At 70.7% G+C, this 25321-nt stretch carries 27 protein-coding genes; 18 read left to right on the plus strand and 9 right to left on the minus strand.

What is annotated here, in order from left to right; translation table 11 throughout:
• Positions 1-78: 78 nt before the first annotated feature.
• The 8 genes from ABFX55_RS11765 (at position 79) to ABFX55_RS11800 (ending at position 5782) form a co-directional block, all read left to right on the plus strand.
• A complete protein-coding gene (locus tag ABFX55_RS11765; RefSeq protein WP_346120355.1) occupies positions 79-825 on the plus strand; it encodes a histidine kinase dimerization/phospho-acceptor domain-containing protein in 747 nt (248 codons plus the stop codon).
• A 15-nt stretch (positions 826-840) separates the two neighbouring features.
• Positions 841-1113: an ATP-binding protein gene (locus tag ABFX55_RS11770; protein WP_346120357.1), complete on the plus strand. Its 273-nt coding sequence runs from the start codon at positions 841-843 to the stop codon at positions 1111-1113.
• 147 nt (positions 1114-1260) lie between these two features.
• Positions 1261-1398 carry a hypothetical protein gene (locus ABFX55_RS11775; protein ID WP_346120359.1) on the plus strand — a complete coding sequence of 46 codons (138 nt, stop codon included), beginning with the start codon at positions 1261-1263 and terminating at the stop codon, positions 1396-1398.
• Between the two features lie 27 nt (positions 1399-1425).
• Complete coding sequence (locus ABFX55_RS11780; RefSeq protein WP_346120361.1) at positions 1426-2826, plus strand: FAD-dependent oxidoreductase; 1401 nt, start codon at positions 1426-1428, stop codon at positions 2824-2826.
• A 423-nt stretch (positions 2827-3249) separates the two neighbouring features.
• Complete coding sequence (locus ABFX55_RS11785) at positions 3250-3627, plus strand: metalloregulator ArsR/SmtB family transcription factor (protein WP_346120363.1); 378 nt, start codon at positions 3250-3252, stop codon at positions 3625-3627.
• A 90-nt stretch (positions 3628-3717) separates the two neighbouring features.
• A complete protein-coding gene (locus ABFX55_RS11790; RefSeq protein WP_346120365.1) occupies positions 3718-4050 on the plus strand; it encodes a YnfA family protein in 333 nt (110 codons plus the stop codon).
• Positions 4051-4295: 245 nt separating this feature from the next.
• Positions 4296-5378, plus strand: a complete 1083-nt coding sequence (gene arsB, locus ABFX55_RS11795) for an ACR3 family arsenite efflux transporter (RefSeq protein ID WP_346120367.1) — start codon at positions 4296-4298, stop codon at positions 5376-5378.
• Positions 5378-5782, plus strand: a complete 405-nt coding sequence (locus ABFX55_RS11800; protein WP_346120368.1) for an arsenate reductase ArsC — start codon at positions 5378-5380, stop codon at positions 5780-5782. The genes arsB and ABFX55_RS11800 overlap by 1 nt, the downstream gene beginning before the upstream one ends.
• Before the next feature lie 112 nt (positions 5783-5894).
• Here the strand turns inward: ABFX55_RS11800 and ABFX55_RS11805 are convergent, their stop codons facing one another.
• From ABFX55_RS11805 to ABFX55_RS11820, 4 genes are all read right to left on the minus strand, one after another.
• Positions 5895-7310 carry an MFS transporter gene (locus ABFX55_RS11805; protein ID WP_346120370.1) on the minus strand — a complete coding sequence of 472 codons (1416 nt, stop codon included), beginning with the start codon at positions 7308-7310 and terminating at the stop codon, positions 5895-5897.
• Between the two features lie 190 nt (positions 7311-7500).
• A complete protein-coding gene (locus ABFX55_RS11810) occupies positions 7501-7854 on the minus strand; it encodes an ArsR/SmtB family transcription factor (protein ID WP_346120372.1) in 354 nt (117 codons plus the stop codon).
• Positions 7851-8297, minus strand: coding sequence for an SRPBCC domain-containing protein (locus ABFX55_RS11815; RefSeq protein WP_346120374.1), 447 nt, complete (start codon positions 8295-8297; stop codon positions 7851-7853). The genes ABFX55_RS11810 and ABFX55_RS11815 overlap by 4 nt, the downstream gene beginning before the upstream one ends.
• A 149-nt stretch (positions 8298-8446) precedes the next feature.
• Positions 8447-8734 carry a DUF4287 domain-containing protein gene (locus tag ABFX55_RS11820; protein WP_346120376.1) on the minus strand — a complete coding sequence of 96 codons (288 nt, stop codon included), beginning with the start codon at positions 8732-8734 and terminating at the stop codon, positions 8447-8449.
• Between the two features lie 165 nt (positions 8735-8899).
• On the opposite strand from ABFX55_RS11820, the gene ABFX55_RS11825 reads away from it, so the two are divergent.
• The gene (locus tag ABFX55_RS11825; RefSeq protein WP_346120377.1) at positions 8900-9340 is read left to right on the plus strand and encodes a pyridoxamine 5'-phosphate oxidase family protein; all 441 of its coding nucleotides are present in this window, start codon (positions 8900-8902) and stop codon (positions 9338-9340) included.
• On the opposite strand, the gene ABFX55_RS11830 is transcribed toward ABFX55_RS11825, so the two are convergent.
• The gene (locus tag ABFX55_RS11830; RefSeq protein WP_346120379.1) at positions 9330-9914 is read right to left on the minus strand and encodes a TetR/AcrR family transcriptional regulator; all 585 of its coding nucleotides are present in this window, start codon (positions 9912-9914) and stop codon (positions 9330-9332) included. The genes ABFX55_RS11825 and ABFX55_RS11830 overlap by 11 nt on opposite strands.
• An 88-nt stretch (positions 9915-10002) precedes the next feature.
• Between ABFX55_RS11830 and ABFX55_RS11835 the strand changes: the two genes are divergently transcribed.
• The gene (locus tag ABFX55_RS11835) at positions 10003-10389 is read left to right on the plus strand and encodes a nuclear transport factor 2 family protein (protein WP_346120381.1); all 387 of its coding nucleotides are present in this window, start codon (positions 10003-10005) and stop codon (positions 10387-10389) included.
• A gap of 2 nt (positions 10390-10391) precedes the next feature.
• Entirely contained in the window at positions 10392-11405 is a 1014-nt protein-coding gene (locus ABFX55_RS11840; protein ID WP_346120382.1) for a zinc-dependent alcohol dehydrogenase family protein, read from the plus strand.
• Between the two features lie 120 nt (positions 11406-11525).
• On the opposite strand, the gene ABFX55_RS11845 is transcribed toward ABFX55_RS11840, so the two are convergent.
• Positions 11526-14432, minus strand: a complete 2907-nt coding sequence (locus tag ABFX55_RS11845; RefSeq protein WP_346120383.1) for an AfsR/SARP family transcriptional regulator — start codon at positions 14430-14432, stop codon at positions 11526-11528.
• A gap of 95 nt (positions 14433-14527) precedes the next feature.
• Between ABFX55_RS11845 and ABFX55_RS11850 the strand changes: the two genes are divergently transcribed.
• The 4 genes from ABFX55_RS11850 (at position 14528) to ABFX55_RS11865 (ending at position 17757) form a co-directional block, all read left to right on the plus strand.
• Positions 14528-15043: an NADPH-dependent FMN reductase gene (locus tag ABFX55_RS11850; RefSeq protein ID WP_346120384.1), complete on the plus strand. Its 516-nt coding sequence runs from the start codon at positions 14528-14530 to the stop codon at positions 15041-15043.
• Between the two features lie 126 nt (positions 15044-15169).
• Positions 15170-15592: a protein kinase family protein gene (locus ABFX55_RS11855; RefSeq protein WP_346120386.1), complete on the plus strand. Its 423-nt coding sequence runs from the start codon at positions 15170-15172 to the stop codon at positions 15590-15592.
• 503 nt (positions 15593-16095) lie between these two features.
• Entirely contained in the window at positions 16096-17082 is a 987-nt protein-coding gene (locus tag ABFX55_RS11860) for an NAD-dependent epimerase/dehydratase family protein (protein WP_346120388.1), read from the plus strand.
• Between the two features lie 315 nt (positions 17083-17397).
• Positions 17398-17757 (plus strand): anti-sigma factor antagonist, encoded by a 360-nt coding sequence (locus ABFX55_RS11865; protein ID WP_346120390.1) that lies wholly within the window; start codon positions 17398-17400, stop codon positions 17755-17757.
• 165 nt (positions 17758-17922) lie between these two features.
• On the opposite strand, the gene ABFX55_RS11870 is transcribed toward ABFX55_RS11865, so the two are convergent.
• Entirely contained in the window at positions 17923-18708 is a 786-nt protein-coding gene (locus tag ABFX55_RS11870; protein ID WP_346120392.1) for an SAM-dependent methyltransferase, read from the minus strand.
• 47 nt (positions 18709-18755) lie between these two features.
• Between ABFX55_RS11870 and ABFX55_RS11875 the strand changes: the two genes are divergently transcribed.
• From ABFX55_RS11875 to ABFX55_RS11885, 3 genes are all read left to right on the plus strand, one after another.
• Positions 18756-20066 carry an MFS transporter gene (locus tag ABFX55_RS11875; protein ID WP_346120394.1) on the plus strand — a complete coding sequence of 437 codons (1311 nt, stop codon included), beginning with the start codon at positions 18756-18758 and terminating at the stop codon, positions 20064-20066.
• Between the two features lie 85 nt (positions 20067-20151).
• Positions 20152-23184 (plus strand): WD40 repeat domain-containing protein, encoded by a 3033-nt coding sequence (locus tag ABFX55_RS11880; protein ID WP_346120396.1) that lies wholly within the window; start codon positions 20152-20154, stop codon positions 23182-23184.
• A gap of 60 nt (positions 23185-23244) precedes the next feature.
• On the plus strand, positions 23245-23382 hold the full coding sequence (locus ABFX55_RS11885; protein ID WP_346120398.1) for a hypothetical protein: 138 nt from the start codon (positions 23245-23247) through the stop codon (positions 23380-23382).
• A 43-nt stretch (positions 23383-23425) separates the two neighbouring features.
• Here ABFX55_RS11885 and ABFX55_RS11890 read toward each other — a convergent pair whose 3' ends face one another.
• Together ABFX55_RS11890 and ABFX55_RS11895 are read right to left on the minus strand one after the other, a co-directional pair.
• Positions 23426-24622, minus strand: coding sequence for an MFS transporter (locus ABFX55_RS11890; protein WP_346120399.1), 1197 nt, complete (start codon positions 24620-24622; stop codon positions 23426-23428).
• A 56-nt stretch (positions 24623-24678) separates the two neighbouring features.
• Positions 24679-25224 (minus strand): TetR/AcrR family transcriptional regulator, encoded by a 546-nt coding sequence (locus tag ABFX55_RS11895; protein ID WP_346120401.1) that lies wholly within the window; start codon positions 25222-25224, stop codon positions 24679-24681.
• Between the last annotated feature and the right edge of the window lie 97 nt (positions 25225-25321).

Consider the following 25321-nt stretch of genomic DNA (forward strand, 5'->3'; position numbering starts at 1 on the left):
AGGACAACTCGCAACTCCACCAGATCGTCTGCGATTCACCGGGCTTCCCGGACGCATGCATGATCATCGTGGATCTCCGTGCGCGGAGGCCAGTGGATCATCTACGGCGCCGATCCCGTCGTGCCGTGGTACATCAGTCGCTCACTCCTCGCCGCACTTGTGGGCGGGTCGACGCTTATGGTCGGGGCCACTGCGATCGGCGCCTACCGCACCGTCAGCAAGACCCTCGATCCCGTCGAGGCCATCAGCGCCGAACTGGCCGAGATCACCTCGACTGATCTGGGACGGCGGGTGCCCGAGCCGAGGCATCGCGACGAGATCCAGAAACTGGCCCAGATCGTCAACCAGACTCTGGACCGGCTTCAGGCGGCGGTCGAGAGGGAACGGCGATTCGCCTCGGACGCCTCCCACGACCTGCGCAGCCCCATCACCGCCATGCGCACCCAGGTGGAAGAGGCGCTGCTATACCCCAGCGAGGCCGACTGGCCCGCCATGGCACAGGCCCAACTGGCCGGCCTCGAACGACTCCAGGCGATCGTCACCGATCTGCTCGCGCTCTGCCGTCTGGACGCCGGAGCCGGCGGTGCCACCGATCTGGTGGACCTGAGCGAGTTGGTCGGCTCCGAACTCGCCCGCCGCGTCCATCAAAGGACCATCGTCACGAGACTCCATCCCGGCGCTGTGGTCACCGGTGACCGGCTCCAGCTCATCCGGCTACTCACCAACCTCTACGACGGGATCGGCGCCGTAGATGATCCACTGGCCTCCGCGCACGGAGATCCGCATGGCGACGATGATCATGCATGCGTCCGGGAAGCCCGGTGAATCGCAGACGATCTGGTGGAGTTGCGAGTTGTCCTGCGGGAGAACGGGCACGTCGCGCTCCAGGTGAGCGACGACGGCCCCGGGATCCCTGTCGAGCAGCGGGAATTCATCTTCCAGCGCTTCGCCAGGCTCGACGCCGCCCGTAACAAGGACACCGGCGGCACGGGACTCGGCCTGGCGATCGCCAGGCAGATCGCCGAACATCACGGCGGGACGCTCGCCATCGAAGACTCCGGGCAGGGCGCACGCTTCGTGGCAAGGATCCCCGCTTCTCCTGCGAGGACATAGACGAGACCCCTTCTTGAGGAGGACGTCGGTAGTCGACCAGCCGGTCTCGTGGTGGGCGGGGTTAGGCGCTCCTCTAATTTGACATCTCTCTAATCAATGAGGCAAGCTGCCAACTACTTCGACGAACTTCTAAACAGGAGGTGCGCGATGCGCGCTCTGTTCCGCCGGATCCGCCGCGTTCAGAACGTCACGCTCGACGAGGCACACGCCGTGGTGTGCGACGCCGCGTGCCGCGCGGCCGCCGCCGCGGACCGCTCGCGCACCTCCCTCCCGCTCTTCCGCTAACCCTTCAGAGACCCAGGAGAAGCCCACATGAGCGACAGCTGCTGCGGCACCACCGCGTCCCTTGAACTTGAGCAGATCGCCACCTCCGGCGCCACCGGCGCGCTGCCGGTCGCGGTGATCGGCGCCGGTCCCGTCGGGCTCGCCGCCGCCGCCCACCTGGCCGAGCGCGGCCAGGACTTCCTGATCCTGGAGGCCGGCCGGCAGGTCGCCGCCTCGGTCGCCCAGTGGGGCCACGTCCGGGTCTTCAGCCCGTGGAAGTTCAACATCGACGCCGCCGCCAAGCGCCTGCTGGAAGCCGACGGCTGGAGCGAGCCCGACCCCGAGTGGCTGCCCACCGGAGCCGAGCTGATCACCGACTACCTCGCCCCGCTGGCCAAACTGTTCGGCGACAAGGTACGGCTGCACACCAAGGTGACGGCCATCAGCCGCCTCGGCTACGACCGGGTCCGGACCAACGGCCGCGAAGACGTCCCGTTCCTGATCCGGCTCGACGGCGGCGCGGAGCTGCGCGCCCGCGCGATCATCGACGCCTCCGGCACCTACGTCACACCGAACGTCCTGGGCGCCAGCGGCCTGCCCGCATACGGCGAGAACACCGTGGAAGTCGACCACGCCCTGCCCGACGTCCTCGGCGCCGACCGCGAGCGCTACGAGGGCAGACACACCCTCGTCGTCGGCGCCGGCCACTCGGCCGCCACCACCCTGCTCGCCCTCGCACAGCTGGAGGACACCCCGATCACCTGGGCGATCCGCGCCGGCGGCGCCGCCCGTACCTACGGCGGCGGCGCGGCCGACGCGCTGCCCGCGCGCGGCGCGCTCGGCACCCGCCTGCGCGCCCACGTCGAGTCAGGCCGCATCCACCTGCTGACCGGCTTCTACACCCACTCCCTCACCCGGAGCGGCGACCAGGTGACCGTGGTCAGCCATGACCCGTCCGGCGCCGAGCAGTCCGTCACGGCAGACCGCATCGTGGCCGCGACCGGCTACCGGCCCGACCACACCATCGCCTCCGAGCTGCGCCTGGACCTGGACCCGATCCTCGGCTCCACCCGACAACTGGCCCCGCTGATCGACCCGAACCAGCACTCCTGCGGCACCGTCCCCGCCCACGGCGTCGACGAGCTCGCCCACCCCGAGCCCGGCTACTACGCCGTCGGCGTCAAGAGCTACGGCCGCGCCCCCACCTTCCTGATGGCCACCGGCTACGAGCAGGTCCGCTCAGTCGTCGCGGCGATCGCCGGGGACTGGCAGGCCGCACGAGACGTGCAGCTCGACCTGCCCGAGACCGGCGTGTGCTCCTCCAACCTCGCCGAGGCCCAAGAGCAGCGCGTCGGCCTGGCCACCGGCATCAGCGGCGGCCTGCTGGCCACGCCCCTCGCGCTGGCGAGCGTCGGCGCCTCCACCGACGGCGGCGGCTGCTGCGGCTGAAAGCAGGGATCGTGCGCCTCCTCCGCGACCGCGGCCGGTCGCACTCCGGCTCCGGCGGGCCGGGGTGAGCCCCACCGCCGAGACCGCCGCCCCAGGGATCGGGGCGGCGGTCAGCCACGTTCCGGCCGCGCCGGCCGTCATCCAGACATCGGGTACGGCGTGCTACCGCCGACCGGGAACACGGTGCCCTGCGCCGTCGGCCGCGCGACGGGTTTCGGAGGCGGTCGCGCTCGCCCAGGCGGCGGGCTATGTCCGGGTGATGGACACCGTGCCCTGCGCAGACGGGTTTCGGGGTCGCGCTCGCCAGACGGTGCTATCTCCGGGTGATGGACACGGTATCCACGGCCTGCGTGATCTCCGCGTTGGCCCTGGTCGCCTACCATCACCTATAATTTCGACAGGTTTCGAAGTAAGGGGTGTCGCATGACCGCCGTCACGATCCAGTGCTGCGCGCCGATCGCGCGCGAGCCGCTGTCGGAGACCGACGCGGCCGACCTCGCGGTCATGCTCAAGGCCGTCGCCGACCCCGTCCGGCTGCGCCTGCTGTCGATGATCGGCTCACACGCGGGCGGCGAGGCCTGCGTGTGCGACCTCACCGACGCCTTCGACCTGACCGCCCCGACCATCTCCCACCACCTCAAGGTGTTGCGCACGGCAGGCTTGATCGACGGCGAGCGCAGGGGCACCTGGGTCTACTACCGGATCATCCCCGAGGCGGTGAACAGGCTGGGAGCGCTCTTCGCGCCGCTCACCGCGCCCGCGTCCGACAGCCCGGTCGAGCTGGAGCTCACCCCCGCATGACCGATGGTCCGCGCGAGGTCGACGTCACATCGGCCGTCCCGCCGTGACCCGATGGCACAGCGGCCGCCGGGGTGTGCTGCACTACCGGTCATGACTGTCGCCCGCTCCCTGCTGCTGTTCGCCCTGGCCGCGCTCGCCGAGATCGGCGGAGCGTGGCTGGTCTGGCAGGGCGTCCGCGAGCAGCGCGGCATCATCTGGATCGGTGCCGGTGTCGTCGCGCTCGGCCTGTACGGGTTCGTGGCCACGCTGCAGCCCGACGCCCATTTCGGCCGCATCCTGGCCGCCTATGGCGGCGTGTTCGTCGCTGGATCCCTCGCGTGGGGCATGGTCGTCGACGGCTTCCGACCCGATCGATGGGACGTCATCGGCGCGCTGGTCTGTCTGGCCGGTGTCGCCGTGATCATGTATGCGCCGCGTGGCTGATCTGCCGTAACAGGTCAGCGCCATGGGAGCGGGCTGGACAAACATATAGACCTCCATGAAAATAGATGTGTGTCTATATGTGGGCCCTCAAACGACGAGTGCGCCGGATCGGCGCCGGGACCGCCCATGTCCGACCAGCCCGCCGCAGACCTCGTGCGGACACCGCGTCACCCTGTTCGCCCAGCTGGACCGCGCTCCCGCTGCCAGGCCCTGACCTGGCCGACCACCTCGAACGAAGGAAGTCCATGGCGTCACCCACTGTCCTGGCCGAGAACACCGAGGTGATGCGCGGGCTGTCACGGCTCGACCGCTTCCTGCCCGTGTGGATCGGCCTGGCCATGGCCCTCGGTCTGCTGCTCGGCCGGACGGTCCCCGTTCTCGACGACGCCCTGGACACCGTCAAGATCGGCCAGGTGTCGCTGCCGATCGCGCTCGGGCTGCTGCTGATGATGTACCCGGTGCTGGCCAAGGTCCGCTACGACCGGCTCGACACCGTCACCGGCGACCGGCGGCTGCTGATCTCATCCCTGGTGATCAACTGGGTCGTCGGTCCCGCCGTGATGTTCGCCCTGGCCTGGACCTTCCTGCCCGACCTGCCGGAGTACCGCACCGGCCTGATCATCGTCGGCCTGGCCCGCTGCATCGCCATGGTCCTCATCTGGAACGACCTGGCCTGCGGCGACCGCGAGGCCGCCGCCGTCCTGGTGGCCATCAACTCCGTCTTCCAGGTCGTCGCCTTCGCCGCGCTCGGCTGGTTCTACCTCGAGATCCTGCCCGGCTGGCTCGGCCTCGAAGGCGCCAGCCTGAACGTGTCCATGGGGGACATCGCCGAGAGCGTCCTGGTCTTCCTCGGCATCCCGCTGCTGCTCGGCTACCTGTCACGCAGGCTCGGCGAGCGCGGCAAGGGCCGCGACTGGTACGAGAGCCGCTTCCTGCCGCGCGTCGGCCCGATCGCGCTGTACGGCCTGCTGTTCACCATCGTCATCCTGTTCGCCCTGCAGGGCGACACCATCACCTCCCAGCCCGGCGACGTGGCCAGGATCGCGCTGCCGCTGCTGGTCTACTTCGCCCTCATGTGGGCCGGCTCCTTCGCCCTCGGTAAAGGCATCGGCCTGCCGTACGACAGGACCACGACGCTGGCGTTCACCGCTGCGGGCAACAACTTCGAGCTCGCCATCGCCGTGGCGATCGGCGTCTTCGGCGTCACCTCGGGCCAGGCGCTGGCCGGGGTGGTCGGCCCGCTGATCGAGGTCCCGGTGCTGGTCGCGCTCGTCTACGTCTCGCTGTGGGCGCGCCGCCGCTTCTACCCCGCAAAGGAAACCGTCTGATGACCGACAAGCCCAGCGTCCTGTTCGTCTGCGTGCACAACGCCGGACGCTCCCAGATGGCCGCAGGATGGCTCAGCCACCTGGCCGGCGACCGGATCGAGGTCCGCTCGGCGGGCTCGGCACCCGCGGAAGGCGTCAACCCGGTCGCCGTCCAGGCGATGCGCGAGGTCGGCATCGACATCGCTGATCAGAAGCCCAAGATCCTCACACCGGAATCCGTGCAGGCCTCCGACGTGGTCATCACCATGGGCTGCGGCGACGTCTGCCCGATCTTCCCCGGCAAGCGCTACGAGGACTGGAAGCTCGACGACCCCGCCGGGCAGGGCATCGAGGCGGTCAGGCCGATCCGCGACGAGATCCGTACCAGGATCGAGAAGCTCGTCGGCGAGCTCCTGCCTGCGTGAGCTCCGGCGGAGCGCTACGCAACAACTCCTCGACGTGGGACGGTTCGTCTGACCATGGGCGGCAGAAAGGGACGCGCGGTTCGCACCCATCCCTCGCCGCTCTGGGGGCGACTCAGTCCGAGGAGGCGGCCACTTCCCTCTCGGCTTCCTTCCATGCGGGTACGGCCGCCGCCGCCGTACGGCGCTCGCCGCGCGGACGTAGCCCGAACCAGACGAGGACCACGCTGAGGAGCGTCACGGCCACGTTCACGCTCAGCGCGAGGTGGATGCCGGTCAGTTCCACGCTCCGCGTCGCGGCGACCGCGCTCAGGATCGGGATACCGACGGTGATGGCCACCTGCTGGGTCATCGAGGTCAGGCCCGTGGCCAGGCCCTGCTCCTCGTCCGGCAGCCCCGAGGTCCCTGTCACCGTGTAGGCCACGATGGAGGTGACGTGCCCGAAGAACCCGATGAACAGCGCGGGGATCAGAACCACGAGCGCCATTCGGTCGGCGCCGAGGAAGACCAGCGGGAGGGTAGCCAGGCCCTGCACGGCCAGGCCCAGGGTGAGGACCTTGCGGGTGCCGAAGCGCCCGATGAAGCGGCCGGCGATCACCCCGGCCGCCACGGCCGCCAGGCCGGGGACGCCGAAGATCAGGCCGGTGACCAGCGGGGAGAAGCCGAGGGTCTGCTGGAGGTAGAGCGTGGTCAGGAAGATCATGGCGGTCTCCATGGTGAAGACCACGAACCCCGCGTAGTTGCCCCACTTCACCGTGGGCCGCCTGAGGATGCGCACAGGGACGAGCGGCGCGGGCGAACGCAGCTCGATCATCCAGAACGCGGCCAGCAGCAGCACGCCGATGACGGCCGAGGGGAGGTTCCTCTCGATGACCGCGTAGATCACGGCCAGCAGGCCGCCGGTCACCGTCACCGCTCCAGGCAGGTCCAGCTTCACCCGGTCGGGCAGCCTGCTCTCGCTGACCACGAAGGGGGTGAGCAGCAGGATGACCAGGGCGACAGGGACGTTGATGAAGAACGCGGCCTGCCAGCTCAGCAGGCTGACGAGGCTGCCGCCGACCAGCGCGCCGATGGTGAAGCCGGCCGAGAGCAGCGCGCCGTTGAAGCCGAGGACGCGGTCGCGCGTCGCGCCCTCCGTGAACGTGGTGGTGAGCAGCGACAGCGACGCGGGGATCGTCATCGCGGTGGCGAAGCCCTGCAGCACCCGGGCGGTCAGCAGCAGGTCGGGGGTGGTCGCGAAGCCGCCGAGCAACGAGGCCACGGTCAGCAGGATCATGCCGGACATGAACAGCCTGCGGCGGCCGAACAGGTCCGCCAACCGGCCGAACAGCAGGGTGAATCCGGCCGCGGGCAGGGCGTAGGCAGAGGTGATCCAGGGCAGCCCTGTCAGTCCCATCCCGACGCCCGCGCCGACCTCCGGCAGCGCGACGTTCAGGATCGAGAAGTCGACGGACAGCATGAACCCGGCGCCGAGCAGGACGAGCAGGATCAACCGCTGCCTGCCGGTGATCAGTGAAGGCGAGGTGGTCACAGGACGGTTCCCTTCGTGAGAAGCCAAAGGTCGGCGCGCAGGACGGCTGAGCCGTACGGCCATGGGGCATGGCAGGCCCAACGCATGGCGATGAGGGGAACCCGAACCCCGCGCCGTCCGACGGGGCGAGCCGACGCGGGGGGCGCTCTGGCAGAGCGGGACGACAGGGTTGATGAGGGAGAGCGGCGAGCTAGCGCGAATCCCGCTCCGCCGCCTCGGCGACGCGCTTGATGTTCGCCAGCCGCCGGTCCCAGTCGGCCGCGAGCGTGGCCATCCACCGCGCCGTCGCGTCCAGCGCCGCGGGCCGCACCGCGTACCGCACCTCGCGACCGACCCGGGCGCCGGAGACCAGCCCGGCGGCGTCGAGGACGGCGAGGTGCTTGACCACCGCCTGCCGCGAGACGGGAAGCCGTTCGGCGAGCGTCGTCGCGGTGGCCTCGCCCTGGGCGGCGAGCAGATCAAGCAGCTGACGCCGCGTCGGGTCGGCCAGCGCGACGAGGACGCTGTCGACCGACGCGACCTCGCCGCCAGGCGCGTCCGTCACGACGACGGCTGTTCGGCGCGCGCCTTGAGCGCGTCCAACTCCTGGGGCCAGCCGCCGGTGTTGTCCTTCAGCGCCTTGCCGCGCAGTTCATCCGACCCTGCCAGCGCCGCGAACCCGCTCTCGACGACGCGCAGCCGCGTCTTGTCGCCCTCCTGGGACAACGTGAACTCCACCAGCGTGCTGTTGTCCTCGCGCAGCTCCTGTCCGGGGAACGCGCTGGCCCAGCGGTAGGCCAGATAGGTCGGCGGCTCGACCTTCTCCACCCGCACAGGGAAGTCGCCGTACTCGGCGTTCCTCGCCACCATCGACTCACCCTCTCTTGCCACGGTGCCGGACACGCTCGCCCGGTCGCCCACCCAGAAGCCGGGCTCGGCCACCAGCGACCAGACCCGCTCCAGGGACGCCGCGATCAGGGTTTCACGTTCGATCCGATCCTCGCTCATGAGGAGACTCCTTCACTGCCACCGTTGGATGTGCAATCCCAGAGTTGCACATCCACACCCCAGGCGCAACCCCAGAGTTGCACCAAGGACTTAAGCTTGACGTTCCGCGAGGTCACGCGCCGTACCGTCGGCTGCGGAGGAGAGCGGCATCAGGGCCGGTTTTTCTTCCCGTCCAGCCAGAGCGTGTCGGATTCGTCGCGATGGGATCCGGCGCTGCCGACGTGCTTGGCGTCGATCTTCGCGCCCTTCTTGATCACGTGCACCAGAGCCATCGCATGCCCGCGCCCGAGGTCGTAGTCCTGCTTCAGCCACTCGATGATCACTCCCGCCTTCGTGGACGGGTCGCCGAAGCCGCGCCCCTTCGCCAGCGCGATGAACTCACGCGGCGTCAGCCCGGTCTTGTCCTCAATGTTGTCCAAATAGGCCTGAAACGACATGAATCTCCGTTCGTAGTCGAGTGTCCGTAGTGTCCCATTGATTGGCTTTCGTACGAGATCGACCCTGCGGTTCGCGAGCGTACGGCCCGACCCGGCGACCCCCAGCGAACCGTCAGCGGTGACCGGCAGGGTGAGGGCCAGGAATTCGAATTCGAGGAGCAGATCATGTCGACGCGGATGACGACGGCCGAGCGGGAGAGCTTCCTGGCCGAGACCCACATCGGAGTGCTGAGCGTGGCCGGCGCCGACGGGCGGGCGCCCATGGCGGCGCCCATCTGGTACGGCTACAGGCCCGGCGGTGAGATCACGTTCGCCACGAGCCCCGGCAGCGTGAAGATGGCCCTGATCCGCGAGGCGGGCCAGATCGGGTTCACGGTTCAGCAGGAGGCCATGCCGTACAAGTACGTCTCTGTCGAAGGTCCTGTCGTGGGTTATGAGCCGACCGACGCGGACGAGTACCGCCAGTGGTCGGTTCGCTACCTCGGCACCGAAGCCGGCGAGCGGTTCTTCGACAACATCAAGGACTTCGTGCGGACGATGGTCACCGTCCGCGTGCGGCCCGAGCGCTGGCGGACCTACGACTTCGGCAAGGAGTTCAGCGGCTGACGCCCGGTGCCCGCGTGTCGATGACGTGCTCGGCGAGTTCGCGGGCGGCGGCCGCGGGGTCGGTTCCCGGCCGGGTGGCTCCGGCCGCGAGCAGGCCGTCGATGAGCAGCAGGAGCTGGCCCGCCGCGTGTCCGGGGCGCGGGTGCCCGAGCGCGACCAGCTCGTGCTCCAGGAGTCGCCGCACGCGGTCGCGGTAGTCACGCGTGATGGCGTGGCCTGGATGGGCGGGGTCGGGCAGCGCCAGGTCGGCCGCCAGGTAGCGGCAGCCGCGGAAGTCAGGCGCGTCGATGACCCTGGCCAGTTCGTCGAAGACGGCCAGGAGGCGGTCGCGGGGGTTCTGACCTGCGGCGTTCATGGTCTGCCGGTAGCGGGCCTCGTCCTCGTCGGTGCTACGGCGCAGCACCTCGGCCAGCAGGCCGTCCTTCCCGCCGAAGTGCTCATAGAGCGAACGCCTCGCGACGTTGGCCTCCTTCAGGACCGCGTCGACGCCGACGCCCATGCCGTGGCGGTAGGTGAGGTCCTGGGCGGCCTGCAGCAGGCGTTCGCGTGGGCCGGGAGCGGTTCGTGTACTCACGGGCCCAGCCTGCCAGCTGTTGACGAGTAGATCAACCGGTCTATATGGTTCAGGGAGACCGAACGGTCTATCTACCAAGGAGATGTCCATGTCCGCTCGCACGACCTCCGACGTCATCGATCGCTTCAACCACGCGTTCATCCACCACGACGCCGACGTGCTCACCGATCTCGTCGGCGAGGACTGCGTGATGGAGGCGGTCCAGCCGGCCCCCAGCGGGGAGCGGGTCGTCGGCCGCGAGGCCTGCCTGGCGTGGTGGCGGGCGCTGGTCGAGGACCGCACCACGCAGTTCGAGCCCCAGGAGGTCATCGTCGCCGGCGAGCGGGCCACGATCTGCTGGCACTACCGCTACGGCGACGGCGCCACCGACTGGGTGAGCGGCGTGAACGTCATGCGTGTGCGCGACGGCCTGATCACCGAGGCTTTCGGGTTCAGCAAGACGGCAGGCGTCCCGCTGGCCACCGAGAACAGCTGACCATGCGTAGCTATCACGTGAACAGCGGTGCAGGCGTGGAAGGCCTGTCGATCAGGGAGCACGAGGAACCGGTTCCCGGCCCCGGACAGGTGCTGGTCGCCGTACGGGCCACCTCACTGAGCTTCCGCGAGCTGATGGTGCTGCGCGGCGACTACGTCCTGCCGGTGAAACCCGATGTGGTCCCCGTCTCGGACGGCGCCGGCGAGGTCGTCGCCGTCGGGCCTGGCGTGAGTACGGCACGCGTCGGTGACCGCGTCACGGCTCCCCTGTTCCCCAGCTGGCAGGACGGCCCCTTCGGCGTCGAGCATCTGCCGCAACTGGGCGGCTCGCTCGACGGCATGCTCACCGAGCTCGCGCTGGTCGACGAGCACGCGCTCGTCCCGATTCCCGGCCACCTCACCTACGCCGAGGCCGCGACGCTTCCCTGCGCCGCGGTCACCGCCTGGAACGCCCTGACCGGCGACGGCGAGGGCCTGCGACCCGGCCAGACCCTCGTCGTCCAGGGGTCCGGCGGCGTCTCGCTGTTCGCCCTGCAGTTCGCCAAGGCGCTCGGCGCCCGGGTCATCGCCACCACGAGCAGCCCCGCGAAGGCCGCGCGGCTGACCGAACTCGGCGCCGATCACGTCCTCGACCACCGGGCCACGCCTGAGTGGCCCGGCCAGGTCGTGGAGCTGACCGGCGGACGGGGAGCCAACCGCGTCGTGGACGTCGCCGGCCTGCTGGAGCGCTCCCTCAAGGCGGTGACGATAGCCGGCCATGTCGCCTGCGTGGGCTTCCTCTCCGATGCCGTGCCGCCGCTCGACCCCCGGGTGCTGTTCGCCTCCGGCGCCACCGTCCGCGCCGTCGCCGTCGGCAGCCGAGCCCAGTTCCTCGCTATGAACCGGCTGATCGAGGCCCATCGGCTGCGCCCGGTCATCGACCGGGTCTTCGCCTTCGACGACGCGCCCGCCGCCTACCGCCACTACGCCTCGGGCGAGGCGTTCGGCAAGGTCGTCATCGCCGTCAAGGGAGGGTGAGGACGGCCTTGCCCTGGACGCGGCGTCGGGGACGAGGGCCAGCTCGGCCCACGCTCCCGACCGGCCGAACGTCACCACACGAGCGCCCACCGCCGGGCCCGAGCCGTCGGCGGCGGCCCCTCACGCACGATCCGCTGACGGTCGGGCGGCGATCATCTCGAGGACGCGGTCCACGTCGCCGCGTTCGGCCGGTGGCAGCGGCGCTCCGACCGACTCCCGCAGCTCCGCCGCCTCCGCCAGCAGCCTGGAGGCCTCCTCGGAGGCCCCCTCCAGCGCCGCCACCTCCGCCAGCCCCTCCTGTGCCAGCGCCACCGAGCGCGGATCACCGACCTCACGGGCGGCGGCCAGTCCCTCCAGGTGCAGCGCCCTGGCGGCAGCCGCCTCCCCTCGGCCGGAGGCGATGAACCCCAGCTCGGCCAGGATCAACGTCACCCCGTAGAACGGCACCCCGAACTCCGTCTCCAGCCGCCGGTTCCAGGCCAGCGATTCGAGGAAAAGCTCCTCGGCTCGATCGAGGTCGCCCGACCTGCGCGCCACCAGCCCGAGACCCACCCTGGCGAACTCCTCGGCGTACCTGTTGCCCTGTTCGCCTGCCAGCCGCATCCCCCGCTCGTGGAGGTCCGCCGAACGCTCCAGCTCGCCGGTCAGCAGCGCGATCCGTCCCAGGCTGGACAGCCGGTAGGACACGTCGGTCCACAACCGCAGATCCTCCGCGATCCGCAGCCCCTGCCGATGCAGCCGGGCGGCGCGCGCGTAGTCGCCGGTGACCTCCGCCAGGTAGCCCAGCATGTCCGAGGCCTGGAGCTGCCCCCACCGATCGCCGAGCTCACTGAAGATCGCCATGCTCTGGGCGGCGCTGCTCGCGGCCAGGTCGAAGTCGCCCTGGAACATCGCCTGCTTGGCACGGCCGGCCAGCGCGGCGGCCTCGCCCCACCTGTCGTCCTGCGACCTGAACCGCGCCAGCGCCTCGTCCAGCAGCCCGACCGCCGTGTTCACGTCCCCGAAGTGCAGGCAGGCGTGCGCGAGGAACCAGCGCGACCTGGCGTCGGGGAAGTCGATGTCGTCGGTACGGCCGGCGCCTGCCAGCAGGGCGAACCCGGAACCCCACGCCGTCCCCCTGGTGTGGCGATACCCCTCCTGGTGCCTGCCCCGCAGGTACCAGTACCAGGTCAGCGCCTCGACCAGCCGGGGGGAGCCCGCCGAGTCCAGCACCGCCCTGAGGTTGAGCACCTCCTCGTCCAGCCGCACCAGCCACTGCCGCTGCGCGCCGCCGTACAGGTGAGGGGCGGCGCGCACGGCGAGCTCGGTGTAGTAGGCGTCCCTGAGCCCGAGCACGGGATCGTCCTGCTCGAGCCGCTCCAGGCAGTAGGCCGCCACGCTCTCCAGCAGCCGGTACCTGGGCGCGCCGGTCACCATCGACCTGCCGACCAGCTCGTCGAGCAGGTGGAGATCGACCCCGACCGCCTCGGCCGCCTCCAGCGTGCACCCGCCGGGATGGACCGCCAGCGCCAGCATCGCGGTCCGCTGCGGCTCGGTGAGCTGCTCCCAGCTCCAGTCGATCACCGCCCGCAGCGTCCGCTGCCTGGCGGGCCTGCCCCGCCCGGCGACCCCCAGCAGGCGGAACCGGTCGTCGAGCCGTTCGGCCACCCCCTGCACGCCCAGCGCCCGCGCCCTGGCCGCCGCCAGCTCCAGCGCCAGCGGCAACCCGTCCAGGCGCCGGCAGATCGCCTCGACCCACGGTGTGCTCTCGGCGTCCAGCGGCGTGCCCGAGCGCTCGGCGAACATCGCGACCGCGCTCGGCTGGTCGAGGGGCGGCACCACGAAGAGCGTCTCCCCCGGCAGGGCCAGCGACTCCTGGCTGGTGGCGAGCACCCGGACCCCGGGGGCCTTGCGCAGCAGCAGGTCCACCAGCGCGGCCACCTCCTCGACCAGGTGCTCGCAGTTGTCGAGCACGAGCAGCAGCCGCTGCCCGCGCAGCGCGTCGGCCAGCCGATGGGCCAGGTCGGGCACGGGCACCTGAGGAGGCGTGGAGGTCTCGTCCCTGACCCCCAGCGCGGCGGCCACCAACTCGGCCACCTGCCCGACGGCCCCGGCCAGCTCCACCAGCCACACGCCGCCCGGCAGCTCGACCGAGGCGGCGGCGGCCAGCGCCAGCCGGGTCTTGCCCACGCCGCCAGGACCGGTCAGCGTGACCAGCCTGGAGGAGTCGACCATGGCTTCTACCTCGGCCACCGCCCCGTCCCTGCCGATGAGGGAGGTGAGCTGCGCGGGAAGGTTCGTCGAGGACGCCGCAGGCGCGGGCGTCAGCGCCGGATCCTGCACCAGGATCGCCTGGTGGAGCGCGACCAGCTCAGGGCCTGGGTCGAGACCCAGCTCGTCGGCCAGACGCTCGCGCAGCTCGGCGTACCCGGCCAGCGCCTCGTTCTGCCGCCCTGAGCGGTACAGCGCACGCAGGTGCGCCGCCCGCAGCCGCTCCCTAAGGGGGTGCGCCGCCACCAGCTCCCCCAGCTCGTCGGCGAGGCGGCTGTGCTCGCCCAGCGCCAGCCGTACCTCCGCCTGCTCTTCCAGCGCCGTCAGGCGCTGTTCGTCGAGGCGGGAGGCGGCGGCGTGCGCGAAGGAGTCGCGGAAGTCGGCGTAGGCAGGGCCGCGCCACAGCGCCAGCGCGTCGGACAGCAGGTCGGCCTTGACCCGCAGGTCGTCGCTGGCCAGCGCGCCTGCGAGCAGCCGGGCGAACTCGACGGCGTCCACCGAGTCGCTGACCAGGGAGTATCCGGTCGGCTGGTAGGCCACCAGCTCGCGATCGCCCAGTGCGCGGCGCAGCTGGGAGACCTTGGTCTGCAGCGTGTTGGTGGGGTTGCCCGGCAGGTCCTCGCCCCAGAGGTCGTCCAGCAGCCGGTCGGCTGACACGGTTCGCCCCTCGTGCATCAACAGGTCGGCGAGGAGCGCGCGGACCTTCAGTTCGGGAACTCGGACGGGCGTCCCGTCAGCAGCCCACACCGAAAGCGGACCAAGAACACCAAATCGCATCAAGTAAGGCTATCGGCCGCCGACCCCCAGCCGATCGTGCGCACCCACCAGCACAGTGGAGTCGTCAACCGGACGACCGGACGGAAGGAGGCGGGATGCGACTAGCGATCATCATCGGCAGCGTACGGCAGGGCAGGTTCGGTCCTACCGCGGCGGCCTGGCTGCACACCAGAGCGTGTCGCCGAGACGATCTCGACGTGGACGTCATCGATCTGGCCGAAGCGTGGCTGCCGACGGTACTGCCGGCCGGCTTCCCTGCGCGTGGGGTCACCGGGCCGCCGGCCGTGGAGCATCTGCGGCCCTGGCTGGCCGACGCCGACGCGTTCGTGATCGTGACGCCGGAGTACAACCACAGCTTTCCCGCCTCGCTCAAGAACGCCATCGACTGGTACCACGAGGAGTGGCGGGGCAAGCCCGTCGCCTTCGTCGCCTACGGGGAGGCCTCGGGCGGCCTGCGAGCCGTCGAACAGCTCCGCCCGGTGTTCGACGCCCTCGACGCGGTGTGCGTCGGCGAACCCGTAAGCTTCCCCTTCCTCCGGACCCCTTCGGACTCCTCCGCCGAGCGCCTGCTCGACGCCCTCGAGGAGCACCACCGTGATCGTCAGCCGTGAGATTCCTCCCCTGAGATTCCTCCCCTGAGATCAGAGCGAGCGGCCTGACGGTGGTGACGCCGCGCACCTCGCGGCGCTGCGCCATCGAGATCGACCGGCCTGCCGCACGGGCTCTAATGTCATCGGGTGGGATTGACGGAGAAACGGAGCTTCGGTGTCTACGAGGCGTTCGACGTCCTGGGCGAGGGCGGGCAGGGGACCGTCTACCTCGGTCGCGGGCCAGACGGCGTCCAGGTCGCCATCAAGGTATTGCTCGGCCAGGTGGCCCGCGACGAGGACGCGCGACGGCGCTTCCGGCGTGAGGCGGAGGCCGCGCGGAAGGTGGCGCCGTTCTGCACGGCCAAGGTGCTGGACATCGGCGTCGAAGGCGAGCAGCCGTACGTGGCGGGGCTCCTGTGTGTGGCGCTCGGCCGGGCATCCTGGCCTGCGGCCCTCCTCGGCCTGGTCCATGTCCCGCTCGTGGTGGCCTTCGCGCTCCCGTCGCTGCCGCTCGGCACGCGGGAGCGGCTCGAGGACTCCTTGCGCGTCGACCTCATGACGCTGGTGTAGGCGGCCACGCTGCTGACCGCCCTGATCCTCCTCGTCACCGGCCTGCTGCTGTCGCGCTGGAGCCGGGTCGTCGCCTTCCTCGCGGTGTTGAGCGGCCTGGCTCCTGCTGGTCGCAGGCGTCACCGGCCTGCTGTCCGAGGCAGGTCTCGCCCATCCGCGGAGCGGTGCGTTCGCCACGGAAGCGCTCGGGCGGCTGACGAGCGCGGTGTGGGCGCTGGCGGCCGCGGGACTGGCGGTGGCGCGAGCCGTACAGGCCAGAAGGCCACCGTCGCAGGGAACCTCCGCCGCCTGAGCGACGGGCCTCGTTCGCCCTGACTTGCCCCGCCGGAGAGGCGGGACGCGGCCGGTGGGTCGAGGCGAATCACGGTGCGTCCGGTGGATTGAAGCCGGTCACGGTCGGGCCGTGGGGACCGGGCGACGACCTCGGTACGCCGTCGGCGAATCGGGTCCGCTGTCAGCGAAGACGTCTGGGCTCTCGCTGCGCGCGGTGCTTGGGTGACGGGATGGAGATCTTGGTTCTGGGTGGAACAGCGTGGGTGGGCAGGGAGCTGTCGCGGCAGGCCGTCGAGCGCGGCCATCGGGTGACGTGCCTCGCTCGCGGCGAAAGCGGAGAGGTCGTGGACGGAGCGAGGCTGGTGGCCGCCGACCGGCGCGATCCTTCGGCGTACGAACCGCTGCTCGACCGCGAATGGGATGCGGTCCTCGAGGTCTCCTGGCAGCCAGGCTTCGTACGGGGGGCGCTCGACGCACTCGGCGGCAGGGCCGGGCACTGGGTCTATGTCTCCTCCATCAACGCCTACGCCTCCTATGACACGCCGGACGCGGACGAGTCCGCCGCCCTGCTCGCTCCGACCGACCAGGACGAGGTCGACCGCGCGTTGTACGGCGAGGCGAAGGTCGCCTGCGAGCAGGCGTCGACGGCCGCCCTGGGCGACCGCCTCCTCATCGCACGCGCCGGTCTCATCGGCGGCCCCGGCGACAGCAGCGGACGCTCCGGTTACTGGGTGGCCCGTGCCGCGCGGGACGCCCGAGGGCCGATGCTGGTCCCCGACGCTCCCGCCAGGCCGACGCAGGCGGTCGATGTGCGCGACCTCGCCGCATGGCTGCTCGACGCCGCGGAGAAGGGCACCGTCGGCACCTACGACGCCGTCGGTCCTGTCGTTCCGTTCGGAGAGTGGATCGAGCTGTCGCGCGCCGTCGGCGGGCACACCGGTCCTGTGGTCACCGCCGACTCGGCATGGCTGCTCGCGAACGGCGTGGCCGAGTACATGGGGCCCGAGTCGCTGCCGCTGTGGCTGGTCAAGCCTGGCTGGGAGGGATGGTCGGCCAGGAACGGCTCCGCTGGGCGCGCCGCGGGGCTGCGCCATCGGCCCAGGGCGGAGATGCTGGCCGACACGCTGGCCTGGGAACGCGAGCAGGGTCTGGACCGGGAAAGACGTGCCGGCCTCAGCGCCCAGCGCGAGCGCGAGTTGCTCGACGCCCTCGGCTGACGGCGGCCTCTGCCGCTGTGTGATCGGATGACGTGGTGCCAGGACAGGCCGATCAGGTGGTCGCGCTCGAGGGGGCTCGCGGGGCGCCCGCTCGGCCGCCACGCCGAACACGACGCGGAAGTCCACGTCGCCCGCGGGCTCCTCGGTGGTCGGCCCGAGGTCCACCTCCAACAGGTCCTTCAGGGGCAGGCGCCCAGGAGGATTTCCGCCGTACGGGCGGATCTGGCATCGTTCTACGGAGCGCCGGAAGTACGTGGACCAGGGAAGGCGGTCCTTATGAATCCCGATCCCTCCGGATTAGGCCAGCCCACCCTGGTGATCTTGGTTCTGCCCTCCATGGCAGGCGTGACGGTCGCGCTCCAGGGCGAGCTCGACATGGTCACGGCCGCATGGCTGCGTCAGGAGCTGGATCAGGTCTTCGCCGAGCCGGGCAGGAAGCGTCTGATCCTCGATCTGTCGGGACTGACCTTCTGCGACTCCTCGGGCCTTGGCGCCATGATCGGCGCCTACAACCAGGTGCAGCAGACGGGTGGACAGATCGCCCTGGTCGGAGCGCAGGAAAGGCTCAGGAACCTTCTGGTCCGCACGGGCCTCGACCGCATCCTCCCCCATTATCTGACCCTTACCGAAGCGGAGAGCGCCTTCACCCTTCCGCCGCCGACGCCCGACATCTGAGCCGGGCCTGGCAGTACCCGCTCGCCGGTCCCGGTGGCGGCCCAGCCGCCGCGACGGCCCGCACCACCGGTCATGACGATCGTCCGCTCCCTGCCGCTGTTCGCTGACGTCTTCCCGTTCCCGGCGGCTGATCGTGGCGGCTGACGCCAGAGGCGGGAGGCAGCGTCATGACCGTTTGGCGCCCACCGCGCACAGGTGATAGTCACCCTTGACGAGCGACCTGTCGGTGGTCGCGTCGGGACGCCACTCGCGTGTGTTGACGACGCCGGGCTCGAGGAGCTCGAAGCCCTCCAGGAAGCCCTCGAACACGTCGCGGCGGCGGGGGGTGAACGGCGAGGAGGCGTTCTGGTAGACGGAGCTGACCTTGTCGGCCTTCTGCGGCATCGTGTCGGGGGCGACATGGGTCAGCACCAGGTAGCCGCCGGTGGGCAGCAGGTCGCGGTAACGGCGGATGATGCCGGCCGGATCCTCCTCGTCGGTGACGAAGTGCATCAGGGAGACCACGAGGAGCGCGACGGGCCGCTCGAAGTCGAGCACCTCCGCCGCCCGTGCCATGACCTTCTCCGGCTCTCGCAGGTCGCCCTCCTGGACCGTGACGCCGGAGGAATGGCCGAGCAGGGCCCTGGAGTGGGTGAGGACGACGGGGTCGTTGTCGACGTAGACGATTTTCGCACCGTCGATCACCTCGTGGACATGGCCGGCGGTCGGCAGACCCGAGCCGATGTCGAGGAACTGGTCGACGCCCGACTGCCTCAGGTGGCGGACCGCCCGCTGCAGGAAGGCCCGGCTGTTGCGGGCATCGCCCCTGACCTCCGGGATGATGGCCAGGACCTTTTCGGCGGCGTGCCGGTCCACCTCGAAGTTGTCCTTGCCGCCCAGGTAGTAGTCATACATGCGGGCCACGTTGGGGACCGCGGCGCTGACACCTGGGGGCGTGCGTTCACTGCTCATGGGCCAAACCTAGACGATCTATGTCCGCAGTTGCGATGATCGTTCATATGTTAGGTCTGGACGCGACGCCCGGCATCAGCAAGACCAACCTGTGGGCCTGCATGGGGCTGGGGTTCCTCGGCACCACCGTCATCACCTTCCTGCCGGCCGGCCAGCCGTACATCCTCAACGAGGTTCTGGGGCTGTCCTCCGGCGACCTCGGCAGAGTCACCGGCTACCTGCAGATCGCCGCGGAGGTCGCACTGATCCTCAGCTTGACCTGGTACGGCGCGCTGGCCGACCGGATCGGCAGGCGACCCGTCGCGGTAGCGGGGCTTCTGCTGTGCGCGGCGGGGGCGGCGCTCTACCCCTTCGCCGGCAACGCGGCCGTTCTCGTCGCGCTGCGGGTCCTGTTCGCCCTCGGCATCGCCGCTCTGCACGTCACCATGTCCGCGATCACCGCCGACTACGTGCGAGATCGCACGCGAGGCAGGGCCTACGGCTGGCTCGGGCTCTTCAGCGGCATCGGCGCAGTGATCGCCGTGCTGGTGCTGGTCAGGCTGCCCAGCATGCTGGAGAAGGGCGGAATGGAGCCCATCGCGGCCGCCAGGACCGGCTTCCTGATCGTCTCCGCGCTGGTCCTGCTCGGCGCCCTGGCACTGCGCTCCACGCTTTCACCGAGCTGGGGCGTGACCGAGACGCCCAGGGTGCCGCTGACACGGCTGATCGGCGAGGGCGTCAGACTGGCCCGCGACCCAGGGGTGGCGCTGTCCTACGCCGCCTCCTTCGTGGCCAGGGCCGATCTGGCCCTCGTGGCCAGCTTCCTGTCGCTGTGGATCGTCGACTACGCCAGGTCCGTACGCGGCATGTCCGCCACCGAGGCCCTGGCCAAGAGCGGTGCCATCGTCGGCATCGCCTACACGGTGATCGTGGTGGGCGCGCCGCTGTTCGGCTGGCTCGGCGACCGGATGAAGCGGCAGCACGTCGTCATCCTCGCCCAGGCCGTCGCCGCTGCCGCCTATCTGTCGACCCTGCTGGTCAGCGACCCGCTCGGGCCCGGGATGATGCTGGTGGCCGCCTTCATCGGTCTCGGCGAGATCGGCGTCATCACCACGGCTGGGCCGCTGCTCGCCCAGCAGGTGCCGGCCCGCTACCGCGGCTCCTCCTTCGGCGTGCAGGTCCTCTGCGGCGCGATCGGGATCTTCGTCGTCTCCGGGGTCGGTGGCTGGCTGTACGACCTGTGGCGGCCGGCCGCTCCCTTCGCGCTGTCCGGCGCGTGCGGGGTGCTGGTCGTCCTGTTCGGGCTCGCGGTACGGCGGCGCGTCGTCCCTCATCCCGAGGTCGTGGCCGCTGAACGAGCGGGCGAGCCGGCCGCCTAGATCCCCCGTCGCGCCGCAGGATGTCGAGGGCGCCCTCACCGAACAAGGGGCGAAGTGTCGGTCATGTCCATTACGGTCGCTTGGCATGATGATCAGCGGCAGCCAGATCGTGCTGGCCGGACGGTTCGGCCGGCTTTCGAAGGATGAGGCCAAGCGCCGTCTGGAGGCGTTGGGCGCGAAGGTGACCGCGTCGGTCACGGCCAGGACCGACCTGGTCTTCGCCGGGGCGAAGTCGGGGGCCAAGGCGGGTCCTGCGGCGGTACGCGGCGTTCCGATCTACGACGAGGACGCGCTGGCGGCCGTGCTCGACGGCCGGGAGCCCGGCACCCCGCCACCATCCCCGCCGTTCACCGGCGTCCCTGGCGAGCGGATGGGCCCCGACGAGGCCCTCGACATCCTCAAGAACGCCGACTGGTCCGCGTTCTCCCCGGAGCGCGACACCGTGCCGCTGCGGGACGCCCTCCAGGCGCTGGAGCGCACCCACGGCGCCACCGACGCGCATCGCCTCGCCACCGCCCGGCTGCGCGACGCGGGCGCGCTGCTGCGCCACTCCGACGTGCACCACGGCGAGCTGAACGGCCACGCGCTCAGCCCGGACGGCCGCCACCTCGCGGTCGGAAGCTGGACAGGCGACGACTACGACAGGGGCGGCGTCCTGCAGGTCTTCGAGGTCGCCACCGGCCGCTGCGTCCACGCGATCGACGGCATCATGGGCGGCATCGGCTTCCCCGGTCACGCGCGTAGCCTCCAGTGGTCGGCGGACGGCACGCGGATCGCCCTGGAGTACAACACCAACGCGACCGGCGTGTGGGACCCGTTCGGCACCGCCCACGAGCCGCTCGCCGACGCGTTCTTCCTCGCCTCCGGCAGGCCGTTGGGCATGGCCTTCGCCCCGGAGGGCAGGCGCGCGTTCGTCTACGGAGGCGAGTCGGACCTCCTTCGCAACGTCGTCGTGGCGATGCACGAGGGCTCGGTCGCCGGCCCACCGGACGCCCGCCCGGAGGGAACGGCGCCGATCGAGTTCAGCGGGCCGTCGCCCGACGAGTTCAAGGAAATCTGGAACGACGAGCCCATGTTCGTCCTCAGCCGGGCGTTCTGGTCGCGCGACGGCTCCCGCGTCTACGGAGAGGCGGCGGACGAGTACGCGGCGATCTCGCTCGATGTGGAGAAACGGCAGGTCACCTGGTTCCTGCGCCTGGAAGAGGATCCGGACGCTGCTGCGCCGGAGTGGAGCCTGGACGAACGACTCCTGGCCTGCCAACGCGACGGCAGGCTGGTCATCGCCGACGCGCTGACGGGTGAGACGACGGCGGAGCTTCCTGGCTACCCGGGCGCCGACGTCCTGTGCTGGGGGCCGGGCGGCCGCCTGGCGGTGGTGGCCCCGGCAGGCGGGACCGTCGGGATCGTCGACGCGACGACCGGCGAGCACCTGTACGACCTGAACGTTCAGGCGGCCGCCTCCGACCCGCGCGGCTGGGACGCCCGGCCGTGGGCCTGGTCGCCGAACGGCGAGCGGGCCGCCTGTGTCACCGCAGAGGGGCGGATCGAGATCTGGTCGCTCGGTGAACGCCCCGAACGGCTGCGCGTCCTGGACGGCGTCCGGCGCACCGTCGGCCAGGATGATCACAGCTTCGGCCTGGAATGGCCCGCCGCCGACGTGCTGATCGCGATCGGTCCGCACGCGGTGCGCTTCCTCCGTCCCGACACCGGCGAGATCGTGGCCGACCACCCCTTCCACCATGCCCCTGCCTCCCGTCGCCCGCTCTTCCTCACCGGCCGCGACCTCGGCGAGCAGCTCCGGCTCAACCCGACGTTCGCGCTGGACGAGGACACCTGGGCGGTGGCGTTCGAGGACGGCACGGTCATCGCGCAGGCCGGCAGGGAAGACGATCTCGACGGTCGGCTCTGCTGGTCGGTCGACCGCCGCTTCGCCTGGCCGTTCCGCTGGGGCGACCAGGAGGTCTTCCCCGACCCCGCCCATGCGGGGGTGCGGGCGGGGTCGCCGGAGACCGGCCGACTCCTGGCGCCGTTCCGGGGACGTGGCAGCACGGCAGAGGCGAAGGGGACGTGGCCGCCACCTGACACCGCCACCGTCGGCGACCTGATCACGGTGGTCCGGGGAACGCTGGCCGACCTGACCGTTCAGGACTCGGTCGCCCACGCGGAGTGGACCGTCAACACACTCCAGCAGCTCGCGATGATCCGCGCCCGGCGGCGCGAGGCTGCCGAAGCCCGCGAGCTGGCCCTCGCGATACCGGAACACCGGCGACGTCTCGGACACCTCGCGCGGATCGCGCTCGCGCTCGGCGCTGCAGGTTTCGCGGCGGAAGCCGCCGCCGTCTTCCCCTATGCCGACGACGATCTCGCGGACATGAGCGACGCGGCGGACACGGCGGCGGTCGCCGGCGCCTGCGCGGTCCTCGGGCAGCATGAACGCGCCGAGCGGTGGTTCGCCTCCGCCCGCGAGGCCGCCGACGCCCATCGCTCGAACTGGGGAGTCCGCCTGCCGCTGGTCTGGGCGCTCACCGAGTGCGGCCGCGAGCAGGAGGCCCGCGTCGTGCTGGACGAGGGCGTGGGCACGCCGGGGGGCCGGCACCACGGCGTGCCCTGGCTGGTCTGCCTGCTCAGGAGGGGCGAGACCGAGCTGGTGCGCGAGCTGATCGGGGAGCGCAGCGAGCCGAACGACCCGAACAAGCGGCACTCCTACGGCGTGCGCTGGTTCGACGACTGGACGGCGGCCCGCGCGCTCACCGTCCACGGGCAGCCGGAACTGCTCCGGCTGTGGGGCGACATCAACTGGGCCTCGGTGCGGGATCACCTGCCGGTGGCCGAACGGATCGCGACCGAGGGCAGGCCCACCGGCCCGACCGACGACCAGCTGACCGATCTCGCCGCCCAGTACGCCGGGCTCGCGACACTCCCCAAGGCGACCAAGCGTCGCGAGTGCGTGCAGGTGGCCAGGAACGCGGCGAAGTGCGGCCACGTCAGCGCCGTGCTCGACCTGCTGCCCGGGACGGACGACCCCGGCAGATACGGGATGAACAGTGGCGAGCGCGCCTGGGTCGCGCTCAGTGCCCTGCGGACCATCGCGATCGGCGTGGACGTCGATGTGTGGTGATCCGGTGCCCCGGTCGCGTGCTGGGGCTGCCTGGGCGCCTACCTGCCCACCGCCGCCCCCGTGCGCGCCTACGCCATCCACGACGGTCTGATGAACGAGTGGGGCCTGCGGGTCCTGGACGGCGTGCTCGCCATGGAGGCGGAGCGCTCCGGCGCCGACATCCGCCGCCTCAAGCCCGGCGAGACCGTCGAACTCTGACCCGACCGGGGCGACACGGCCCGTCCCTGCGGGGTGCGGTGCGTCAGCGGGTGGTGGAGGCTTCGACGCGCTCCTGAGCGAGACTCTCGGTCGTTGACTGTGCCCTGGTACGGCCGAGCTCGGGCAGGAGGGAGCCGATCCCGAGTACGGCCAGCCCGACGCCCAGCCAGAGGGGAGCCCGCAGCCCGAAGCCGTCGATGGCCAGCCCGCCGACCGCGGAGCCGACGATCACCCCGAGGGTGATGAAGGAGGCGTGGACGGTGTTGACCAGTGGCCCCGGGTTGCCGACGCGCTGGACGCGTACGGCCATCGCGGGGTTCATGGTCACTCCGACCAGCCCGACGCCCAGCATGGCGATCACCGCGGGGACGGTGAGGTGGGCGAACAGCGCGAAACCGGCCAGGAAGATCGTGTTGAGGATCAGCCCGGACAGCAGGACGCTGATGGTGTGCCTGTCGGCCAGGCGTCCGACGACGTGGTTCCCGATCACGGTGGCTGCGCCGTACGCGACGAGCAGCAGGGGCACGGTCCCCGAGGAGAACCCGGTGACCTGGGTGAGGATCGGGCTGAGATAGCTGAAGGCGGCGAAGGTCGCTCCGATGATGAGGGTGCTGGTCGACAGCGCCAGCCACAGCCTGCCGTTCCTGAAGACCGCCATCTCCTGCCTGAACTCGCCGTTGCCGCCGTCGGCACGCCCGAGCCCGGGAACGCCCATCGTGGTGGCGAGCGCGGCGATGACGGTCAGGGCGCCGACGACCCAGAAGGCGGCACGCCAGCCGAGCTGCCCGCCGATCAGCGTGGACAGCGGCAGCCCGAGCAGGGTGCCGAGCATCAATCCGTTCAGGACGACGGCGAGGGCACGGCCGCGTACCTCTGGGCGGCTCAGCTGGACCGCCACCGAGATGGCGACGCCGAAGAACGCCTGGGAGGCCACTCCGGTGATGACGCGCGCGACCATCATGATCGGGTAGGACGGCGCGAGCGCCGCGAGCACATTGCCCACCAGAAAGATCGCGAACAGCAGCATGAGTGCGGGTTTCGGGCGTATCCGCATCAGCGCGACGGTCATCAGCGGACCGCCCGCCGACATGGCCACCGCGAAGGCGGTGATCAGATAGCCGATCTGGGAGATGGTCACGCCGAGTCCGTCCGCCATCTCCGGCATCAGGCCTCCGACGGCGAACTCGCTGGTCACCATGGCGAAAATGCCTATGGCCAGCACGTAGACGGCTCTGGGCAAGGGGAACTCCTTTATTGCACCAATCGGTGTAGAACTTGGGCATGAAAAAGCCGAGGTCAGGCCAGGGCGTCCATGGCCGTGGCCGCGATGGCCTCGAGGGTGGCGTCGGCGGCGCCACCCTGAGCGGCCACCCGGATCCCGGCGATCACGGCGTTGACGAACCTGGCGAGCTCGGCGGGATCGCGGCTGGAGCCGATGCTGCCGTCGCGCTGCCCGCTCCCGATGACGGCGCTCAGGTTCACGACTCGGTACTCGGTGTCGCGATCGAGCATCAGGGCGATCTCCGGATCACGGCCGGCGAGCTCCATCGTGGTGTTGACGGTCAGGCAGCCGAGGCCGTAGCCGTCGCGCCTGTTCTCCGCCTCCGTCTGGAGGATCTTGGCGAACAGCGCGCGGATCCGCTCGATCGCCGGCAGCTCGTGATCGTCAAGGATCCGCAGCTGGTCGGCGGTGGTGGCGGCCATGTAGCGGGTCAACGCGCGCTTGAACAGCTCGCGCTTGTTGGTGAAGGCGTTGTACACGCTGCTGCGGTCCAGACCGAGCGCCTCGCACAGGTCCCTGGTCGAGGTCGACTCGTAGCCGTTCGCCCAGAACGTGCGCATCGCAGTGTCCAGGACCCGGTCCTCATCGAACGATCTCGGCCTCGCCATACGAGTACGCTACTCGTTTTACATCGATCAGTGCAATACGAGGAGACCG

The organism is Nonomuraea roseola (assembly GCF_039535395.1).
Taxonomy (GTDB): domain Bacteria; phylum Actinomycetota; class Actinomycetes; order Streptosporangiales; family Streptosporangiaceae; genus Nonomuraea; species Nonomuraea roseola.

Excerpts from the sequence above, each read along its gene's own strand:
- ABFX55_RS11825 (WP_346120377.1), top strand. The coding sequence starts at position 8,900 with ATGTCGACGCGGATGACGACGGCCGAGCGGGAGAGCTTCCTGGCCGAG.
- ABFX55_RS11840 (WP_346120382.1), top strand. The coding sequence starts at position 10,392 with ATGCGTAGCTATCACGTGAACAGCGGTGCAGGCGTGGAAGGCCTGTCG.
- ABFX55_RS11880 (WP_346120396.1), top strand. The coding sequence starts at position 20,152 with ATGATGATCAGCGGCAGCCAGATCGTGCTGGCCGGACGGTTCGGCCGG.
- ABFX55_RS11845 (WP_346120383.1), bottom strand. The coding sequence starts at position 14,432 with ATGCGATTTGGTGTTCTTGGTCCGCTTTCGGTGTGGGCTGCTGACGGG.
- ABFX55_RS11780 (WP_346120361.1), top strand. The coding sequence starts at position 1,426 with ATGAGCGACAGCTGCTGCGGCACCACCGCGTCCCTTGAACTTGAGCAG.
- ABFX55_RS11785 (WP_346120363.1), top strand. The coding sequence starts at position 3,250 with ATGACCGCCGTCACGATCCAGTGCTGCGCGCCGATCGCGCGCGAGCCG.
- arsB (WP_346120367.1), top strand. The coding sequence starts at position 4,296 with ATGGCGTCACCCACTGTCCTGGCCGAGAACACCGAGGTGATGCGCGGG.
- ABFX55_RS11775 (WP_346120359.1), top strand. The coding sequence starts at position 1,261 with ATGCGCGCTCTGTTCCGCCGGATCCGCCGCGTTCAGAACGTCACGCTC.
- ABFX55_RS11860 (WP_346120388.1), top strand. The coding sequence starts at position 16,096 with ATGGAGATCTTGGTTCTGGGTGGAACAGCGTGGGTGGGCAGGGAGCTG.
- ABFX55_RS11875 (WP_346120394.1), top strand. The coding sequence starts at position 18,756 with ATGTTAGGTCTGGACGCGACGCCCGGCATCAGCAAGACCAACCTGTGG.
- ABFX55_RS11800 (WP_346120368.1), top strand. The coding sequence starts at position 5,378 with ATGACCGACAAGCCCAGCGTCCTGTTCGTCTGCGTGCACAACGCCGGA.
- ABFX55_RS11895 (WP_346120401.1), bottom strand. The coding sequence starts at position 25,224 with ATGCGCACGTTCTGGGCGAACGGCTACGAGTCGACCTCGACCAGGGAC.
- ABFX55_RS11820 (WP_346120376.1), bottom strand. The coding sequence starts at position 8,734 with ATGTCGTTTCAGGCCTATTTGGACAACATTGAGGACAAGACCGGGCTG.
- ABFX55_RS11850 (WP_346120384.1), top strand. The coding sequence starts at position 14,528 with ATGCGACTAGCGATCATCATCGGCAGCGTACGGCAGGGCAGGTTCGGT.
- ABFX55_RS11835 (WP_346120381.1), top strand. The coding sequence starts at position 10,003 with ATGTCCGCTCGCACGACCTCCGACGTCATCGATCGCTTCAACCACGCG.
- ABFX55_RS11815 (WP_346120374.1), bottom strand. The coding sequence starts at position 8,297 with ATGAGCGAGGATCGGATCGAACGTGAAACCCTGATCGCGGCGTCCCTG.
- ABFX55_RS11870 (WP_346120392.1), bottom strand. The coding sequence starts at position 18,708 with ATGAGCAGTGAACGCACGCCCCCAGGTGTCAGCGCCGCGGTCCCCAAC.
- ABFX55_RS11790 (WP_346120365.1), top strand. The coding sequence starts at position 3,718 with ATGACTGTCGCCCGCTCCCTGCTGCTGTTCGCCCTGGCCGCGCTCGCC.